16 protein-coding genes and 1 tRNA gene are annotated in these 19,402 nt (G+C 58.1%); all 17 read left to right on the top strand.

The features are described from left to right. Positions 1-780 precede the first annotated feature (780 nt). The 17 genes from MRK42_RS09870 (at position 781) to hypD (ending at position 19,326) form a co-directional block, all read left to right on the top strand. Positions 781-2,166 carry a hypothetical protein gene (locus tag MRK42_RS09870; RefSeq protein ID WP_338612305.1) on the top strand — a complete coding sequence of 462 codons (1,386 nt, stop codon included), beginning with the start codon at positions 781-783 and terminating at the stop codon, positions 2,164-2,166. Between the two features lie 93 nt (positions 2,167-2,259). Further along, the gene (locus MRK42_RS09865; RefSeq protein WP_152545701.1) at positions 2,260-3,054 is read left to right on the top strand and encodes a hypothetical protein; all 795 of its coding nucleotides are present in this window, start codon (positions 2,260-2,262) and stop codon (positions 3,052-3,054) included. Positions 3,055-3,565: 511 nt separating this feature from the next. Then, positions 3,566-3,697, top strand: coding sequence for a hypothetical protein (locus MRK42_RS09860; RefSeq protein ID WP_268884745.1), 132 nt, complete (start codon positions 3,566-3,568; stop codon positions 3,695-3,697). A 299-nt stretch (positions 3,698-3,996) separates the two neighbouring features. Then, positions 3,997-4,662, top strand: a complete 666-nt coding sequence (locus MRK42_RS09855; protein WP_338612304.1) for a 4Fe-4S dicluster domain-containing protein — start codon at positions 3,997-3,999, stop codon at positions 4,660-4,662. Continuing rightward, a complete protein-coding gene (gene hyfB / locus MRK42_RS09850; protein WP_338612303.1) occupies positions 4,662-6,545 on the top strand; it encodes a hydrogenase 4 subunit B in 1,884 nt (627 codons plus the stop codon). Before MRK42_RS09855 ends, hyfB begins: the two co-directional genes overlap by 1 nt. 1 nt (position 6,546) lies before the next feature. Then, positions 6,547-7,500, top strand: coding sequence for an NADH-quinone oxidoreductase subunit H (locus MRK42_RS09845; protein WP_338612302.1), 954 nt, complete (start codon positions 6,547-6,549; stop codon positions 7,498-7,500). Between the two features lie 80 nt (positions 7,501-7,580). Then, on the top strand, positions 7,581-9,299 hold the full coding sequence (locus tag MRK42_RS09840) for a hydrogenase large subunit (protein ID WP_338612301.1): 1,719 nt from the start codon (positions 7,581-7,583) through the stop codon (positions 9,297-9,299). Positions 9,300-9,308: 9 nt separating this feature from the next. Beyond that, positions 9,309-9,854, top strand: coding sequence for a formate hydrogenlyase complex iron-sulfur subunit (locus MRK42_RS09835; protein WP_026457491.1), 546 nt, complete (start codon positions 9,309-9,311; stop codon positions 9,852-9,854). Next, complete coding sequence (locus tag MRK42_RS09830) at positions 9,854-10,669, top strand: NADH-quinone oxidoreductase subunit B family protein (RefSeq protein WP_338612300.1); 816 nt, start codon at positions 9,854-9,856, stop codon at positions 10,667-10,669. The genes MRK42_RS09835 and MRK42_RS09830 overlap by 1 nt, the downstream gene beginning before the upstream one ends. Then, positions 10,662-11,096 (top strand): formate hydrogenlyase maturation HycH family protein, encoded by a 435-nt coding sequence (locus MRK42_RS09825; RefSeq protein WP_338612299.1) that lies wholly within the window; start codon positions 10,662-10,664, stop codon positions 11,094-11,096. Before MRK42_RS09830 ends, MRK42_RS09825 begins: the two co-directional genes overlap by 8 nt. Beyond that, the gene (gene hycI / locus MRK42_RS09820; protein WP_338612298.1) at positions 11,096-11,587 is read left to right on the top strand and encodes a hydrogenase maturation peptidase HycI; all 492 of its coding nucleotides are present in this window, start codon (positions 11,096-11,098) and stop codon (positions 11,585-11,587) included. The genes MRK42_RS09825 and hycI overlap by 1 nt, the downstream gene beginning before the upstream one ends. Positions 11,588-11,779: 192 nt before the next feature. Beyond that, a tRNA-Sec gene (locus MRK42_RS09815) sits at positions 11,780-11,871 on the top strand. Positions 11,872-12,086: 215 nt separating this feature from the next. Beyond that, positions 12,087-13,499, top strand: coding sequence for an L-seryl-tRNA(Sec) selenium transferase (gene selA / locus MRK42_RS09810; protein ID WP_338612297.1), 1,413 nt, complete (start codon positions 12,087-12,089; stop codon positions 13,497-13,499). Positions 13,500-13,503: 4 nt separating this feature from the next. Then, positions 13,504-15,402 (top strand): selenocysteine-specific translation elongation factor, encoded by a 1,899-nt coding sequence (gene selB / locus MRK42_RS09805; RefSeq protein ID WP_338612296.1) that lies wholly within the window; start codon positions 13,504-13,506, stop codon positions 15,400-15,402. Then, entirely contained in the window at positions 15,399-17,819 is a 2,421-nt protein-coding gene (hypF, locus tag MRK42_RS09800) for a carbamoyltransferase HypF (RefSeq protein WP_338612295.1), read from the top strand. Before selB ends, hypF begins: the two co-directional genes overlap by 4 nt. Before the next feature lie 143 nt (positions 17,820-17,962). Beyond that, positions 17,963-18,214: a HypC/HybG/HupF family hydrogenase formation chaperone gene (locus tag MRK42_RS09795; protein WP_026458475.1), complete on the top strand. Its 252-nt coding sequence runs from the start codon at positions 17,963-17,965 to the stop codon at positions 18,212-18,214. Then, on the top strand, positions 18,208-19,326 hold the full coding sequence (gene hypD / locus MRK42_RS09790; protein ID WP_338612294.1) for a hydrogenase formation protein HypD: 1,119 nt from the start codon (positions 18,208-18,210) through the stop codon (positions 19,324-19,326). Before MRK42_RS09795 ends, hypD begins: the two co-directional genes overlap by 7 nt. Positions 19,327-19,402: the final 76 nt, after the last annotated feature.

The following is a 19,402-nucleotide window of genomic DNA, read 5'->3' as shown; positions in this document are numbered from 1 at the left end:
GACCGCCCTCACCCGCCTGGCAGGCGACAACACGGTCTGCCCCCACAAAGCATTTATCAGACCAACACTGGCAGATGGCCGTCATAAAATCACAAGCCAATGAAAATAAAGAAATAATCTGGATGGTGAAGGCGGTATTTGCCGCAACTGACGAGGGTGACGAAGGGGCCTGCCCCCTCTCGACATGACAAAAGTGACGAGGTCGACACCCCAATAACAACCCCGACCCCATCGGATGAGCCGACCTCTCGACGACATATCGACGACCCATTGGTGGCATGGCGGCAGCGGGGCTGAAAACAGCGCCGCCAGGCCCTGGAGAGGACAGATCGGCGACAAAGTCGTTTAATTTACCTACTTGAAATGCGCAAACAACAAAGAAAAAAGAACAAAAAAGCCCCCTTACTGACCCATTTGTTGAGCCAGATCTGGTTTCCAACGTATCCCCCTTCAATTTTTTATCCGGCTGGTTAGCATGTCCCGGATGGTAACCGCCTCCGACAGCGTCGTTTCCATCAAGGTACGAGGGTACAAGGTAAAGGCTGCAGACTGGGAAAATGGGGCTTAAAAATTGGGTAGAAATGACAACTAAAAACAAACAAAGGGCTATTTAGAATGATGGAATGCTTGGTTTTCTCCATAAATGTTTCTATATATAGTGAATTAAATACCAGTAAGGTTTTTGACTGTGTATATAATATCACGGACTCGTTACCACTCTGAATTTCAAGCATATAGATGGTTATACCCAAAAGTCAGAAAATACTCTTTGGAAATATTATGTTAGAAAAACAAAAAGTTGTTCTTTTCCTTGGGAATGCAGATAGAGAGGGTGTCACAGCTAAGCTAAAAGCTGTAGGAAGCTTTTATAGAAGAAAAATGCTCGAATCCAGACCAGATAATTGGCGTAAGATTATAGATGTTTTTAATGAGTGTAAGGTTACTTCTGTTGTTGTTAAGTTAACGAACTCTAGCTTTAATATTTTGTGCCTAGAGGAATACAAGGAATTAAGAGCGGAATTACTAAGGCTTATCGCCTCTAAGCCTAATTTGATCTTAGCTCATGAAGCACTCATTACAGGAGAAACAGGTAACTACAATGTTGATTATCTCGCAAAATTAAATGATTATGATCCGGACTTAGATGAAGAGTACCAGTTTTTAAGATCAGAATATGACAATATGTTTCGATCACCAGAAAAAGAAATCATTGAAGAAGTGATTGAAGTATTATCTAGCTACGACATGACGATAACACCTTATAAAAAAAATGTAGAACTTAGCCTTATTGCATCATCTTTTATAGAAAAGAATGAAAACAACTTAATATTTCGTATCTACGTTCCTTCAGAGAGGATGTGGGCAAGTGAAGCAGAAAAACTACTACAGTTGTTCAGAGATTATCTACATAAAGTTTCTGGTTTGAGTGTCAGACAGGACCAATATACAACAAACCAAGGGGTTATTTACGAATTTTTTGGTAGCGATGACATTGACCCAAATATATTACCGCGAAAATTTGATGAGTTTTCCGGATTTATGGAATCTTGCGTATCTAACCCTGACTCTGCCAAAGCTATTTTAGAATCTACAGATTTAAATAAGATTGAGATAATTGATCTTGTAGAAAAATATAGCAAGGAAGCTAGAAGACTACATATAGATATAAAGCAAGAAAGAGAAAGGAAAATTCTTGCCATCAGACACGGTTTAGAGAGCGAGCTTTCTGAACATGTAAGAACCAAGCATGATTGGGAAATAATTGGAAGAATAGTAGAGGCAAGCGTTCCACCTGCCAGTGGCATTTCTTCTGCATTATCAATCGATAGAAAAGGGCAACTAATACAGGAACACAATCTAACAATAAACATTAACCCACAAATAATTGACACTGTAAATGGCGTTATTGCAAAAAAAATAATCGGTGACCAGCACCTAGGTTCTGATGCAAGACAGCTGTTAGAAATAATTGATCAATATGCAGGGAAAGATAAAGCGATCCTTACATCTTCAGTACACGAACTGTCCGACAAAAGCGCTAAAATTGAAGAGCGAATAACCGCGAAGCACCGACTAAAAGGGTTTGTGGTTGCAGTTGGGAATCGAATTGGTGACGTGACCACTGGCATTCTTCAGTCATATATTGAAAACCAAATTGGACTCTGATAATTTCTGATAAATTTATCTTTACTTACTGCCCCCGAAAACTATGCAATGGCACATTATTATTCCTACTAACCGTAAGAGTGTAAAAATAATATGAGTTCTATAAAAGATGACCAACATCACTCTATCAACGACCGTGTTATTATTAATAATATACAACAGCCCTCTGAAAGGAAAGAAAGTCTAATGAGGAAGTGGGGTATCCCCTTAGTTACGACTTTCATTGGAATTATCGCAACGATAATTGTTGCTTGGTACCAGATGAAAATAGGTGAAGAGCAGGCATTTGAAGCTGCAATAGAACGCGAGAAGGCCGTCATTCAAAATGTTGTAAAAATTGTTGAAGAACATGTTATAAACAACAACTCAGTTGATATTCCACGCTTGGCGAGATTAATAGACTTGAGATCTAAAGAGGAAAAAATACAAAATAAAATAAGTGTTTTACAGATTATACAAAAGGCAGAGTTTAATATAATAAACAGTGATTACTTGGAGTTTAACAAGAAGAATGAATATAAAAAAATATTTGACAACATTTATTCTCAGATGAATTTTGATGGTTTAGATGGTTATGATGGCTTACATGCTAATGTTGCCAACGAGCTAGCTAAGTCTATTAGAGGTGGAGATAGTCAAACTGCAATAACTACTCTAAATAGTCTTTTAGACTTGTTAAACAAAGATATAACAGAAGCCAAAGAACGAAATTCATATGATTTTTTATCTATATTGAAAATATTTGATAAAGACTTTATGTTCATGCTTTTAGGCATTCAATTCGTACTAATGTTAACACTAACCTACCTTCGAATTGTAATAAAAAGGATGCGAGAAAAGCAGGAGTTTTATAAGTATTATAAAAGCAAATTAGATTTAGAGATGTGAATTATATACTCTGATATAACACCGATTTACGTTTTACAATTGGCGGCGCGATTCACTTTGTGAATTGCGCCCTATGTGTATATTTTCTTTCTTGTTTTATCATTTTCCCAGCACCTGCTTCTTTACTTACCTCTTCGCTTATTTAATAGCCAGCATTTTATCGTTTATTTCTTAGCCAGCTTGATGCAAAACGCTGGCAAAAATGGATAGCCAGCTAAAACAATCACTTGCCAGGGGCTGGACGGGGTATTTCAATCAGCGGCCAATTAATAATTTCGTTAGCCACCCCTTTTTGATTATTTATACCTGAGCATAAACCCACGACGGGTGTGTCATTATACCCTTAACGGCAGATGAACAGACTGTGTCCCATGATGAGCCTCTTTATATCCAGTTAGCTCCCTTTCCCATCGCAATCCATTAATGCGTTCCTGCGGCACCTGCCGCACGCCCGATAGACGGGGGCGGCCCGTGCTGGCCAATCGTCACCATCAAACTGACAGACAACTTCATGAACGGTAATCACAAACAAGCCCTGTCCGGCGTTACGCTGGCGGCGATCGGCGTGGTCTATGGCGACATCGGCACCAGTGCCGTAGGGTACAATAAGCGCAGCGCATTGCACCGCTTGAAGATCTTTTGAGAAAGGGTGCAATTCACTTCGTTCATTGCACCCTACCCTTATCTCCCGTTTCGCTATCAGTCCCACGCGCAGACCCCTTCCTATTGAGACTCTCTGTGTCGATCACGGTTCTTTCCCCTCGTCACAAGTGACGAACGTCACAGTTCGACATCTACCAGTCCTCTTGCTGCACTCTTACATAAAAAATAAATTTATTTAAAAACATAATCTTATAGTGGGATTTTGCGCCAAATCCATATTGGCCCGCATTTTGCCATCCAGCGCCTACTCCATTCCTTCGCGACACGACAAGGTAGGCTATGAACCGCTTCGTTATCGCTGACCCCAAGCTTTGTATCGGCTGTGGCACCTGTATGGCGGCCTGCAGCGAGGTACACAAAGCGCAAGGTTTGCAACAAGCCCCCCGTTTAACCGTTATGCGACACGAACAGGCGACCATGCCGGTTCAGTGCCGTCACTGTGACGATGCCCCCTGCAGCAAGGTGTGTCCGGTCGAGGCAATTCGCCAGACCGGCGATTGCGTGCAACTCAACGAGTCACTCTGCATCGGCTGCAATCTCTGCGCCGTGGCCTGCCCCTTTGGCGCCATCCAGAGCGGTGGCAGCCGTCCGGTGGCCGTGGCCACCAGTTATGACACCTATATTCCCAGCTCCATCCGCTCCAGCAACCCCTCCACCTCTGCGGGCCTCGGCTGCTTTGGCGAGGATCTGCTGAGCTGGGAGCCAGGCGTGCGCAGCATAGCTATCAAGTGCGACCTGTGCGAATTTCGCACCGATGGCCCGGCCTGTGTCGATGCCTGCCCCTCCCAGGCATTGAAGCTGGTCAATGACGGCGACACCGAACGCGCCGCCCGTATCCGTCGCCAGCAAGCGGCCGACACCAACCCGCAAGGGGCCTCTGCCTTCTCGGCGCCCGCCAAGGCGATCCCTGCATCCGATTTATCCACCACAGAGGGAGCGTGCTGATGTTGTCCCCCCTTGTTATGGCCACGCTCCTGCTCTTTTTGCTGGGCGCTGCCGCCGGTTTGCTGCTGCAAAAGCTGCCCGCACTGGCCAACCGTCTCAACAGCGGCTTTGCCCTGCTGGGCTCGCTCGCGGGCCTTGCCGCCGCCATCCAGATCTTTGCCCAAGGCGCCCCCGTCGATGGCCAGCTCTGGCTGCTGGGCTCGGTTCATCTCGACATGCTTGCCGCGCTGATGCTGCTGGTGATTAGTACCGTCGGCGTCGCCGTCGCCCTCTACTCCTTTGCCTATATCCGCGAATATCAGGGCCAGGGGGATGTGGCCATCGGCGCGCTGATGAACCTCTTCCTCTTTGCCATGGTGGGCATGGTACTGGCCGACAACGCACTCGGTTTCTTGCTCTGCTACGAGCTGGTGACCCTCACCACCTACTGGTTGGTCAAGACCAACCCGGAAGCCGCCAAACAGAGCCGGCTTTACTTGGTGATGAACCATATCGGCATGGCGCTGGTGCTGATCGCCTTCTGGCTGCTCTGCCGCGACAGCGGCTCGCTGGAGTTCGCCGCACTGCGCGAGCACCATCTGGCGGGCGGCTTGGCCTCCCTGGTGTTCCTGCTCAGCTTCTGCGGCTTTGGCCTGCGCGCCGGTTTCGTGCCGCTGCACGGCTGGTTGCCGGTGGCCGAGCCCGTCGCGCCGTCCCATATCTCGGCGCTGATGTCCGGCGTGATGGTGAAGCTGGGTCTGTTTGGCATCCTGCGGGTCAGCATCGATTTTCTCGGCGCCAGCCAGCTCTGGTGGGGCTATGTGGTGCTGATCTTCGGCGCCTGCTCGGCGGTGCTCGGGGTGCTGTTTGCGCTGGCCGAGCACGATCTCAAGCGGCTGCTCGCCTACCACACGGTGGAGAACATCGGCATCATCCTGATGGGGATGGGGATCGGCATGATCGGTATCGCCAACCAGCAACCGGCACTGGTGGTGCTGGGGCTGCTCGGTGCCCTCTATCACCTGCTCAACCATGCCATCTTCAAGAGCCTGCTCTTTATGGGCACCGGCTCTGTGATGTTCCGCCTGCACACTCGTGACATGGACAAGATGGGGGGCCTGGCCAAGCTGATGCCCTGGACCGCGCTGGCGTTCCTCATCGGTGCCATGGCCATCTCGGCGCTGCCGCCGCTCAACGGCTTTGTCAGCGAGTGGTTTATCTATCAGGCGCTGCTTTCCATGACCAAACTCGGCACCTCCGTCGTCGCGCCGCTCGCGGTTGTGATGCTGGCGGTGACCGGCGCCATGGCGGTGATGTGTTTCGTCAAGGTGTACGGCATCTGCTTCTGCGGCGCCCCGCGCAGTGAGAAGGCGAGCCATGCCCGCGAAGTGCCGGGCGCCATGGTAGCAGGCACCCTGCTGCTGGCCGCGGTCTGTCTGGTACTGGGTCTGGGCGCCCCCTGGATTGCCCCCCATATCGCCAGCTATGGCCAAGCCTTGGTAAGCGGCCAAATGAACGTGGCCACTGGCGCCACCCTGCTGCCACTCGACAGCTCACAAGCGATCCTCTCCCCGCCCGTTATTGCCATCACATTGCTGGGGCTGTTCCTCATTCCGCTGCTGGTACTGGCCATCTTCAAGGGGCCCAAGCTGAGTCGTCGTCACGCCGGCACCCCGTGGGCCTGCGGTTACGCCTATGAGGAGCGCATGAGCCTCACCTCCGGCGGTGTCACCCATACCTTGCGCCAACTCTGCGCGCCGCTCTATCGCAAGCAGCCGCAGCTCGATCTGGCCAGCGCCCTGCACGGGGTGAGCGATGCCAACGGCAACACCGGCTGGCCGCTGCTCTCTTTAATAAATGGCATTGTGCTGGTGCTCTTTATCCTGATGGCTGTAGGAGTCTGATATGCCTGTTCTTGAAATGCCGAGCTGGGGCATGGTTGCCCTCGCCCTGACCCAGGCCATCGCCATGCTGGCGCTGGCGCCGCTCGCCACCGGTTTCAACCGGGTGCTGCGAGCCAGGATGCACTCCCGTCAAGGGCCGGGCCTGCTGCAGGATTACCGGGATATCGCCAAGCTCCTGCGCCGTCAGGAGGTGACCCCCGAGCCTGCCGGCATCCTCTTCAACCTGATGCCTGCGCTGCTGATCGCCGCCCTCTTGCTGGTAGGGATGGCGCTGCCAACCCTGACTCACGAGTCCCCCTTCCCCATCGCCGGGGATCTCATCACCGACATCTATCTGTTCGCCATCTTCCGCTTCTTCTTCTCGCTGGCGGGGCTCGACAGCGGCAGCATGTTTGCAGGGATCGGTGCCCGCCGCGAACTGACCCTCGGCATTCTGGTGGAGCCCATTCTGGTGCTCGCCTGCTTCATCATGGCGATGATGGTGGGCAGCTCGGATCTCGGCAACATCAGCAGCTATGTGGCGACCCAGCCACTGACCGCGCCGGTTGCCACCCTGCTAGCCGGCGCCGCCTGCGCCTTCGCGGTGTTTGTCGAGATGGGCAAGCTGCCCTTTGACTGCGCCGAAGCCGAGCAGGAGCTGCAGGAAGGGCCGCTCACCGAGTATTCCGGTGCGGGCCTGGCCCTGCTCAAGCTCTCCATCGGCCTCAAGCAGCTGGTGGTGGTGCAGCTCTTTCTGGTGATTTTCCTCCCCTTCGGCAAGGCGGCCAACTGGAGTCTGCCTGCGCTCATCGGCGCGGCGCTGATCCTCGCCTGCAAGCTGCTGGTGGCCTTTGGGCTTGCCGGCATCATCGAAAACGCCATGGCCCGTACCCAGTTCGTGCGCACCCACAAGCTCACCCGTTACGGGCTGGGGCTGGCCCTGCTGGCGCTGCTCGCCTATCTGGTCGGGGTCTGAGCCATGCCCGCCAGCACAGCAACTTTTTCCGATTTCATCATTTGTGAATGCTCATTCCCGAACATTAAAGTGAGAACTGCATGACCATCGCCATTTCGGATCGCATCGGCTGCGACTACATCCAGCAGGTGCGAGCCCAACTGCCCCACGCCATCGTCGACGAGGAGTGGCAAACCGCCGATCAGGCCACCATCACCGTCAAGCCCACCAGTCTGGTCGAGACGGCCAGTCTGATCTTCCATCAGCTGGGGGGCTGGCTTCCGCTCTCCTTTGCCAATGACGAGCGCAGCCTCAACGGCCACTTCGCCGTCTACCACGTCTTCTCCATGGAGGGCGATACCAAGTGCTGGATCACAGTCCGGGTGCTGGTGGATGCCGATACCCAGGAGTACCCCTCCATCACCCCGACCATTCCGGCGGCGGTGTGGGGCGAGCGGGAGATCCGCGACATGTACGGCCTGCGCGCCATCGGTCTGCCGGACGAACGCCGTTTGGTACTGCCGGACGACTGGCCGGAGGATATCCATCCCCTGCGCAAGGACGCCATGGATTATCGCCAGCGCCCGATGCCCACCACCGACACCGAGACCTACCCCTTCGTCAACGAGCTCGGCAGTGATGCCAACCGCATCGTGCCGGTCGGCCCGCTGCACATCACCTCGGACGAACCGGGGCACTTCCGGCTGTTCGTCGACGGGGAAGACATCATCGATGCCGACTACCGCCTCTTCTATGTCCATCGCGGCATGGAGAAGCTGGCGGAAACCCGCATGGGCTACAACGAAGTGGCGTTTCTGACCGACCGGGTCTGCGGCATCTGCGGTTTTACCCACAGCGTCGCCTACACCACCTCGGTGGAGAACGCCATGGGCATTGCGGTGCCCGAGCGGGCCAAGATGATCCGCGCCGTGCTGCTGGAGGTGGAGCGCCTGCACAGCCATATCCTCAACATCGGTCTGTCGAGCCACTTCACCGGTTTCGACACCGGCTTTATGCAGTTCTTCCGGGTGCGGGAGAAATCCATGACCCTGGCCGAGCTGCTGACCGGCGCGCGCAAGACCTATGGCCTCAACCTGATCGGCGGGGTGCGCCGCGACATCTTCAAGGAAGATCGCATCAAGGGTGCCCAGCTGGTGCGGGAACTGCGTGATGAGCTCAAACCCCTGGTGGCCATGCTGCTGGATACCGCCAACATCTCTTCCCGCCTCATCGGTATCGGCAAGCTCGAGCCGCAGATTGCCCGCGATTTCAGCTGCGTCGGCCCCATGGTGCGGGCGAGCGGCTTCAAGCGCGACGTGCGCCGGGTCCACGACTTTGCCGGCTACCGCGAGCTGCCGATGGAGATCCAGACCAAGGCGGGTTGCGACGTGCAATCCCGGGTGCTGGTGCGCATCCACGAGCTCTACGACTCCCTCGACATGATTGAGTTCGGCCTTGAGCACCTGCCAGAAGGGCCGCTTTTGACCGAAGGGTTCACCTACCAGCCGGGCAAGTTTGCGCTGGGCTTTACCGAAGCGCCCCGCGGCGAGAACGTCCACTGGAGCATGACCGGGGACAACCAGAAGCTGTTCCGCTGGCGCTGCCGCGCCGCCACCTACGCCAACTGGCCCGCCCTGCGCTACATGCTGCGCGGCAATACCGTGGCAGATGCGCCGCTCATCATCGGCAGCCTGGATCCCTGCTACTCCTGTACCGACCGGGTCACCCTGGTCGACCCCAGGAAGGGCAAATCCACCGTGGTCTCCTACAAGGAGATCGAGCGCTACGGCATCGATCGCAAAAACTCTCCGCTGAAATAAGGGGTCATCATGATCAAGCTGTTCAAGACCATCCTCAAGGCTGGCACCCCGACCGCCAAGTACCCCTTTGCCCCTTATGAGGTGAACCGGGATTTTCGCGGCAAACCCCAATATCAGGCGGATCAGTGCATCGCCTGCGCCGCCTGCACCAAGGCCTGCCCGGCCAACGCGCTGGTGATGGAAGTGGACATGGAGACCGGCGAACGGCGCTGGGAGATCTCCATGGCGCGCTGCATCTTCTGCGGCCGCTGCGAGGAGGTCTGCCCGACCCATGCCATCGCCCTCTCCCCCGAGTTCGAGCTGGCGGTGACCAACAAGGCCGACCTTTATGAGGAGGCCCGCTTCGCGCTGGCCCCCTGCACCCTGTGCGGCACCTACTTTGCCCCGAGCAAGCTGGTGGCGCTGGTGGAGGACACCCTCAAGCAGGCGGGCACGCCGCTGGCGACCCCGGAGCGGCTGCACCACTGCCCCGACTGCAAACGAAAACAGAGCATGCTGAGCCAGCCTGACTCGGCCCTGATCACACCAATAGCCACACAACAGGAGTGGATGTGATGAGCAAGATCAAAGGCATAGAACCGGTTGTCGGCCATGCCCATACCCGAGCCGTGCAGCTGGCACAGGATCCCGAGATCACCAAACTCAAGAAGACCCTGCTCAAGGACATTCGCCGCTCGGCCTATGTCTACCGGGTCGATTGTGGCGGCTGCAACGCCTGCGAGATCGAGATTTTCGCCACCATCACCCCGCTGTTCGATGCCGAGCGTTTCGGCATCAAGGTGGTCGCCTCCCCCCGCCACGCCGACATCCTGCTCTTTACCGGCGCGGTGACCCGGGCGATGCGGGTGCCGGCCCTGCGCGCCTACGAGGCAGCGCCCGATCCCAAGATCTGCATCGCCTACGGCGCCTGCGGCTGTGACGGCGGCATCTTCCACGACCTCTATTGCGTCTGGGGCGGCACCGACAAAATCGTGCCGGTAGATGTCTATATTCCCGGCTGCCCTCCGACACCAGCGGCTACCATCTACGGCTTTGCCGTAGCGCTGGGTCTGCTTGAGCAGAAACTCAAAGCCACCAGCCACGAGGTGCAACCGGGTGAGCGGGTCGAACTGCGCCACACCGGCATCCCCAACGAAATCCGGGTGATGATCGAGCGCGAAGCGCGCCGCATGGCCGGTTACCGGCAGGGGCGGATCATCGCCGACGAGTTTATGGCCCTGCTCGAAGGGGCGACCCAGCAGGATGTGGATCTGCGCATCCAGAGCTACCTCGATCAGCGCGACGATCCGCGCCTCTCGGAGATCGTCAACAACCTGGCAAACGCCTGCCTCAACCGGGCGGTCGGCAAGGGAGAGGCGGTGCATGGCTGACGAGGTTTTCTTCTATCGACTCTCGCGCAAGTTCGTGGACGAGCAGTTCGATGTGCCCCCCGCCCCGGCAAAGGAGATGGAGCAGGCCAAAGAGGTGATCTACTACAGCCTCGCCATCGGCCATCACCTCGGCATCGTCGATTGCCTGCGAGCAGACCTGGTCTGCTCGCAGGATGGCTATCGCAACTGGGTAGCCAAACTGCCCGCAGGGAGCGAGGCGCGCCGCAAGATGGAGGGGTTTCTCACCTTTGGCGAGATCACCATCTATCGCGAGCACTGTCATATGCTGGCCTGCGCCTTCGACCGACTGCGCAAAGCCGACAATGTGCTCGATGAGCAGGAGCTGGGCTGGACCAACATCTTTATGGATCAGCTCACCGCCCTCTATAACGACCCCCATATGTACCTGATGGTAAGGAGCCGCTGATGGGCTGCAATCTCGTGTTGACCGTGGGCAATGCCATGATGGGGGACGACGGTGCCGGCCCTTATCTCGCCGACAAGCTGCAGGCAGCCCCCCTGCCCGGCTGGGTTCATATCGACGGCGGCATCGCGCCGGAAAATGTGGTCCACAAGGTGCGGGAGCTGCAACCGGCGCGGGTGGTGCTGGTGGATGCCGCCGAGATCGGCGAGAAGGCGGGCACCCTGCAGGTGATCCCCCCCGAGACCATCGCCGAGATGTTTATCTTCTCGACCCACAATATGCCGCTCAATTTCCTGATCGACGAGCTCAAGACCTTTGTCCCAGAGGTGATCTTTGTCGGGGTACAACCGGCCATCGTGGCGTTCTCCTTCCCGATGACCGGGATGGTGAGCCGCGCCATGGATTATTTGCATCAGCATCTTGATTGCGCCCGGGATAGCGGTTTGTTAATAAATAAACTGGCCCAGTGGAATATGGCGCAGGATACCACCTGAATATTTAACGGAGTGTTAAAAGACACCTGCCACAATATTTAATCAATGCCCGATGTTAAATGAATGACATCGGGCTAACTGTCCTGATTTTGATATAAAACAATTCAATCTGAAATTTGCAAAATATTGTCTCAACACGACCAGAAAAGCATTGCCAGCACGTACAGATTGGCACAGAATGGCGGCCAACGCGGAAGTTGATGGGGTCTGGTGGCCCCCTCGGTCTTCAAAACCGATGTGAGCCGAGAAGGCTCTGGCAGGTTCGATTCCTGCCTCTTCCGCCACTTTCATATATTAAAATCATATATTAGATAAATCGAATCAACACCGCTTGCCAATATCATTCCGGGCAGCTTCAATTTGACCACCCATTAATTTGTCAGAATATGTCGCATCATTAATATTCTGAATCATTTGGCTGCGTCAATATATCCATCTTGCCTGGTTCCCCTATCGGTGAAGCGTGTGTATCCCAGCCACGCACTCTTCGGGGACTCCCATGCTAGACCATGCTTTGACTCATGCCGCCTTCGACGATCCGTTACCACGCCATCAGCAGCCGACCCATCGCCTGCCCCAGGTGGAGCAACTGCTGCAGCAAGCCTTCCTCGTCCCCCATATCGCCTGCTTGAGCCGGCCGCTGGTGACCCGGGTGGTGCGCGATACTTTGAGCGAAGTGCGCCAGAGCGAGGCATTTCGCCAACACGGAGTGACTCCCGCCCACCTTGAGGCACTCATTGCCAAACGCTGCCAGCAGCAAGTGCGCCGGCGCCAGACCCGGGTGATCAACGCCACCGGCACCCTGATACACACCAATCTGGGGCGCTCCCCCTTGAGTGCCGGGCTGTGGGACGAGGTGCGCGATCTCAACACCGGTTACAACAATCTGGAACTGGAGCTCGCTACCGGCAAGCGCGGCGGGCGCAAGGGGCTGATCGCCACTTTGCTCACCTGCCTCACCCAGGCCGAGGATTCGCTGGTGGTCAACAACAACGCCGCCTCCCTCTTCTTGCTGTTGCAAGAAGTGGCCAAGGGACGCGAGGTGATCGTCTCCCGTGGCGAGCAGATCCAGATTGGCGGCGGCTTTCGCATCCCCGATATTCTGGCGCTCTCGGGTGCCAAACTGGTGGAGGTGGGCACCACCAATATCACGACGGCCAGGGATTACCTCGACGCCATCACCGATGAGACGGCCATGGTGCTGATGGTGCACAGATCGAATTTCGCCATTCGCGGCTTCACCGAATCCCCCGATATCGGCGAGCTGGCTCGCGCCCTGCCGGATCATGTGGTGCTGGCGGTGGATCAGGGCTCGGGCTTGACCTGCGAGGAGTTTGCGCCGGATGAAACCCCGGTGCGTCAATACCTCAAGGCGGGGGCGGATCTGGTCTGCTACTCCGGCGACAAGCTGATGGGCGGGCCCCAGTGCGGCATCATCAGCGGCCGTGCAGACCTAATCAAGCGGCTGGAAAAACACCCCATGATGCGCACCTTCCGCCCGAGTCGCATCATCCACTCCCTGCTGGAACGCCTGCTCATCCACAAGCTCAACAAGTCTCCCCTTGGCGAAGGGATAGCCCAACGCTCCCTTGCCGATCCTGCCGCCATGCAGGTTCGATCCGATCGGCTGATGGCCGCCCTGCCAGATTGTTTTGACGCCCTGCCCGCCCAGCTGGTGGTGGGAGGCGGCACACTGCCGGACGAGTTCTACCCCGCCCCTGCGCTGGCCTGCCGGGATCCCCGTCCAGCCCAGCAGCTGCTCAATGCCCTGCGGGAACTCCCGGTGCCGGTGATTGCCACCGTGCGCCAGCAGAAGGTGCTGCTCAATATGGCCACCCTGCTCGAAGAGGACATGTCCCCCCTGATTGCCCAGCTGACCGATCTGCTCACCCCTGCACCACGGGAGTCCTGATCCCATGACCTCCTATCGCGCCGTTATCGGCCTCGCCGGTCACGTGGATCACGGCAAGACCCAGCTTATCAAGGCCCTCACCGGCATCACCACGGCCCGCGCCCACGAGCAGGCCATCGGCATGACTCAGGATCTCGGTTTTGCCCATTTTGACGACGGCCAGGGCAACACCATCGGCGTTATCGATGTGCCGGGTCATGAGCGCTATATCCGCAACATGGTGGCGGGGCTCTGGAGCCTGGATCTGGTGCTGCTGGTGATCGCCGCCGACGAGGGGTGGATGCCGATGACCGGCGAACACCTGCGCCTGCTCAAGGCCATGGGGGTGCCACGCCTTGTTGTCTGCATCAACAAGTGCGATCTGGTGAGCGCCGATGAACTGGCGCTGCTGGAAGAGCACCTGCTGGAACGGGTGATGGACGAGAGCGGCATGGTGCCCGATATCGTCAGCGTCAGCGCCAAAACCGGTGCGAACATGGCTGCCCTGCACGCCGCCATCCTGCGCCAGCTTGCCGATCTGCCAGCATCGCACGCGGCTCACGATCAGGATGCCCCGCGTCTGTATGTAGACCGGGTCTTTACCGCCAGCGGCACCGGCACTGTGCTTACCGGCACCCTGCAGCAGGGCAGCCTCAAGGTGGGGGACAAGCTCCTGCTCCAGCCCGCCGGCCGCGAGGTGCAGATCCGTTCCCTGCAGGCCTATCACCAAAACCTTGATGAGATCGGCGCCGTCTGCCGGGTGGCGGTGGGCCTTAAAAAGGTGCCCCACAAGGAGGTGGCTCGCGGTCACTGCCTCACCCGCGCCGATAGCCAGTGCGAGGCGGCCACTCATCTTATCGTGCGACTTGAAGAAGTTGGCACCGGCATCCGCGAGCAGCGCTCCCCTCTGCACAACAAAGAGGTGGAAGTGGCTCTCGGCAGCTGGCATGGCCGGGCCCGTTTCGTTCCAATCAAGGATACCCGGCTGGCGCGGCTTATCTTCAACGACCCCATCCCCTGCTTCTTTGGCCAGCCGCTCGCCATCATCCGCCACGGCAGCAGCGAGTTGCTGCACGGCGGCCGCATCCTCTGGTGCGGTGATATTCACCCCGCCAGACGCAAGGCACTGCACGCCCTGCTGGGCAATCTGCCGGATGATCTCACCAACTACCACTCCGCCAACCTTGAGCTCGGGCTCAACGGCTATGTGGCAGCAAACCGTTTTGGCACCCTTGCTACCGAGCTTCCTGCCCATCTTGTGCAACTGGGCGACTGGGTACTGGAGCGCACCTGGCTGGCCCAGCGCCGTGACGAGCTTCTTGGCACTCTGGCAAGCGAGCCCTTGAGCGCCGCCGAGCTTGTCGCCCGCCTTGGCATTGCCCTGCCGGTTATCCAGGCCCTGTTGCAGCAACTCAAAACCGGGCAGCTTGTGCGCCTTCATCACGACAAGTGGCAGCCGGGCAGCGGCGAGTCGGAAGATGATCTGGAAGAAGAGGCACAGTTGGTGCTCAAACTGGTGCGAGATCAAGGCAAGGAGGGGTATGAGCCAGGTAAACTGGGCCCCGGCGGCGTGACGGTGGATCCACTGCTCTCCCTGCCAGCCAGTTTGCGCCAGCGCCTGCAACAAAAGGGAGCGCTGCAAAAACAGCTGCGCAATCTGGCCAGACTCAAGTATCTGGTGCAGCTGGAAGGACCCATCTACTACGACGCTGCGCTTTACAACCAAATGGTAGAAACCGTGCTGGCTGGCCAGCAGGTGGGAGATCTGATCGACATGGCGTCACTCAAACAAGTCACCGGATTGTCGCGCAAATACGCCATCCCGTTTTGCCTGCGCATGGAGATGGACGGCTGGGTGCGCCGGGAAGAGAACGATCGCCGGGTATTGCGCATGCCAGCGCGCGCTCACGAGGTGCCGGCATGACGGCACAACCCGACACTCAGACCACCACCCGCCAGCGCCTTGAGTTTCATCTCGACGGTATCGTGCAGGGGGTCGGTTTTCGTCCCTTCGTCTATGGCCTGGCCCTGCGCCACCGCCTCACCGGCTATGTCTTGAATGACGCAAGCGGCGTCACCATTGGCGCCGAAGGGTCGCCCGAGCAGCTGGCCGCCTTTGCCCGCGAACTGCGGGAGTTGGCGCCACCGCTGAGTCGAATCGATTATTTCAGCGAGCGGGCGCTGCCCCTTGACGCTGACCCTGACTTTGACGGCCAATTCCATGGCCAGTTTCGAATTAAAGCGAGCGAGCAGCAGAGCGCGGCCACGGTCGCCATCTCGCCGGATCAGGGGATGTGCGAGGCGTGTGCCCGGGATGTGGCCAACCCCCTTGATCGCCACCACCGCTACCCCTTTACCAACTGCACCCACTGCGGCCCGCGCTACACCATCATTCGTCGCCTCCCCTACGACAGGCCCCATACCGCCATGGCGGGCTTTGCCATGTGCCCGCGCTGCGCGGCAGCCTACGAAGATCCACTGGACCGGCGCTACCACGCCCAGCCGGTGAGCTGCCCCGAGTGCGGCCCGCACCTGACCTGGCGCACCGGCACGGGGGATGCCCTGGCCGAGCGCGAGGATGCCTTGCAAGCCGCCGCCCGCGCCCTGCAAACGGGGGCGCTTATCGCAGTCAAGGGGATGGGCGGCTATCACCTGATATGTGATGCTCGCGATGAAGGCGCCGTGGCACGGCTTCGCCGGCTCAAGCGGCGCGAGCGCAAGCCCCTGGCGGTGATGATGGGCTCCCTTGCAGAGGCCCAATTGCATGTTACTGGCTGTGAGGCTGAGTGGAACCTGCTCGCCTCCCAGGCCAGGCCCATTACCCTGCTGCGCAAGCGCACCAAGGATGATCGGCCATCCCAACAACCAGCGGTGCCGCTGGCCGAGGGGATAGCCCCCGGCATCCCCTATCTCGGTGTCATGCTCCCCTATACCCCGCTCCACCAGCTGTTGCTGGACGCGTGCGCCATCCCGCTGGTGGCCACCAGCGCCAATGGCCGTGGCAGCCCCATCCTTGTCGAATGCGAGGCGGTGGTGCGCGAGCTGGGTCATCAGATCGACGGCATCCTGGATCACAACCGCCCCATCCTGCACCCCTGCGATGACAGCCTGGTGCAGTGGGCGGGCGGACGGCGCCAGACCCTGCGCCTCGCCCGGGGCTATGCCCCCTGCACCCCCAGCCTGAAAGAGGCGGTCAAGGCACCGCTGCTGGCGGTCGGGGCCCAGCAGAAAAACCAGCTGGCGTTGGCCTTCGGTCGCCAGCGTATCTACAGCCCCTATATTGGCGATCTGCACAGCCTGCCGATGCAGGCTCACTTCGAACAGACCCTCGCCACTTTCCGGGGGCTCTACGATCTCAAACCCGAACTGCTGGTCTCGGATCGCCACCCCGGTTATCTCAGCCACCAGTGGGCCAAGGGCTATTGCCGCGAGCACAACGCCACTCACCTTGAGGTGCAGCACCATCATGCCCACCTGCTAGGGGTAATGGCCGAGCACAACCTGACCGGCCCCGTACTGGGCTTTGCCTTCGATGGCACCGGCCTTGGTGATGAGGGGGCGCTCTGGGGTGGCGAGTTGCTGATCGCAGACGTGCAGGGATTTGAACGGGTGGCACACCTCAAGCCATTTCGGCTGATCGGCGGTGAGGCTGCCATCCGCGAGCCGGTGCGCCAGCTGCTGGGGCTGCTGTTTGAGTCGTATGGCGTCGAGGAGATCAGACAGCTCGATATTCCGCTGATCAACAAACTGCCCATAGAGCGGATCAGCAACCTGCACCAGCTCTGGCGCCTCGGTCGCAACGCGCCCCACACCAGCTCCATCGGTCGGCTGTTCGATGCCGTCGCGGCGCTGCTCGGCCTTGTCGATACCCCGGATTACGAGGGGGAAGCGGGACTCCTGCTGGAGGCGGCGGCGCTACAGCTTTCGCCGCACGAGCAGCCCTGGCAGCTCCATTTTAAGCTGACGGAACAACCCGATGGCCCACTTCTGATCGACTGGGCCCCCTTGATCGATGCGCTGATCAAGGCCCGGGACCGCGCCCCGGTTGCCAGCCTGGCCGCCGGCTTTATCCGCGCCATCAGCGAGCTTGTCGTCGCTCTTGCTAAGCGCTTTTCAGGCTACCCGGTGGCGCTTGGCGGCGGCGTGTTTCAAAACCGGGTGCTGATGGATGCCCTCATTCCCCGTCTCGAAGAGGCCGGATGCGAGGTATTGACCAGCGAGATCCTGCCGCTCAACGACGGTGGCATCGCCGCCGGACAACTCTGGTTCGCCATCCACCACAGGGCCGCGCAAACCGGTGTTGCCAGCCCTGCCGAAGGCGCCGCCAGCCTTGATGAGTGAGAGCCGAGAACGAGCACCCGATGCGCCTTTTCCATGTTCCCCCCCTCTTCACGACAAGCGCGAGCCCGACGCGCGCACGGCCCGCATCGCCGTGCCGCGGGCCCGTCGCCTTGCCTTCACCCGTTGCATTTCGGAGTCCTGATATGTGCCTTTCCATTCCCTCCCAGGTGGTGCAACTGCACCCCGAAGACAACTGTGTCACCGTCGACACCCTGGGGGTACAACGCCGGGTCAGCTGCATGCTGCTCGATGAGCCCCTCGGGATCGGGGACTATGTGCTGCTCCACATCGGTTTTGTGATGAGCAAGATTGATGAAGAAGAGGCGCAGGCGAGCCTCGAGAGTTTCCGCCAGATGGTGGCCCTGATGCCTGAGCAAGAGACGCTGCCATGCTGACCTTGAATGATCTGTTCCAGGGCTTTCGTCAGCCCCAGGTGATCCGCGCCCTCGCAACCCAAATCACCGAGCTTGCAAAAGATCTGCCCGAGCCGCTGCGGGTGATGGAGGTGTGCGGCGGCCATACCCACACCATCATGAAGTACGGCCTGCACGAGCTCTTGCCAGCGAACATCGAGTTCGTTCACGGCCCCGGCTGCCCGGTCTGCATCATGCCCAAGGAGCGCATCGATCAGGCCATGGCGCTGGCCCGCGAACCCAATGTCATCCTGGTCACCCTGGGGGACATGATCCGGGTACCGGGCTCCAGGGGTTCCTTGGCCCAGCAACGGGCCAAGGGGAGCGATATCCGCCCCGTCTACGACCCCCTCGATGCCCTGCGCATCGCCAAGGAGAACCCGGACAAGACCGTGGTCTTCTTCGCCATCGGTTTCGAGACCTCCACCCCCATGACCGCCGCCTTGCTGGCGGCCGCCGAATCGCAAGGAGTGGAGAACCTCTTGTTTCATATCAACCATGTGCTGGTGCCCCCCGCCATCCACGCCGTGATGGCCGACGGGGTGGCCCGGGTCAACGCCTTTATTGGCCCCTCCCATGTCAGCGTCATCACCGGTGCCGATATCTATCTGCCCATCGTGGAGCGCTATCAGGTACCGGTAGTGGTGAGCGGTTTTGAGCCGGTGGACGTGATGGAGGCGCTCTTGATGATGGTGCGCCAGAAGGTGGAGGGACGCTGCGCCCTGGAGGTGCAGTACAGCCGCGCCGTCACCGCCAGCGGCAATCAGGCGGCCCAGCGGCTGGTCGAGCGCTATTTCGAGACCCGTGAGCACTTTCGCTGGCGCGGTCTTGGGGATATCAACGCCTCCGCCCTGCGTCTGCGCGATGACTTCGCCAGGCGTGATGCGGAGCGTCATTTCCAGCTTGATCAGACCCCCATCGACGATCACAAGGCGTGCCAGTGCGCCGATATCCTGCGCGGGCTTGCCAAGCCAAGCCAGTGCAAGGTCTTTGGTCGTGGCTGTACCCCGACCCAACCCATGGGCAGCTGCATGGTGAGCTCGGAGGGGGCCTGCAATGCCTATTACCGATATATGGGGATCCAATCACGATGAGAGAGAGTCAGTTAAGCCACGGCGGTCGTGTGAGCGGTCGAGATGAACCCGTCTGTTTCGTCAATCTTGTGGAGAG

The sequence above is a fragment of the Aeromonas sp. 19NY04SH05-1 genome (genome assembly GCF_040581895.1).
Taxonomy (GTDB): domain Bacteria; phylum Pseudomonadota; class Gammaproteobacteria; order Enterobacterales; family Aeromonadaceae; genus Aeromonas; species Aeromonas enteropelogenes.
The sequence above is the reverse complement of the archived record's forward strand: the minus strand, read 5'-3'. Positions and strand labels throughout refer to the sequence as shown.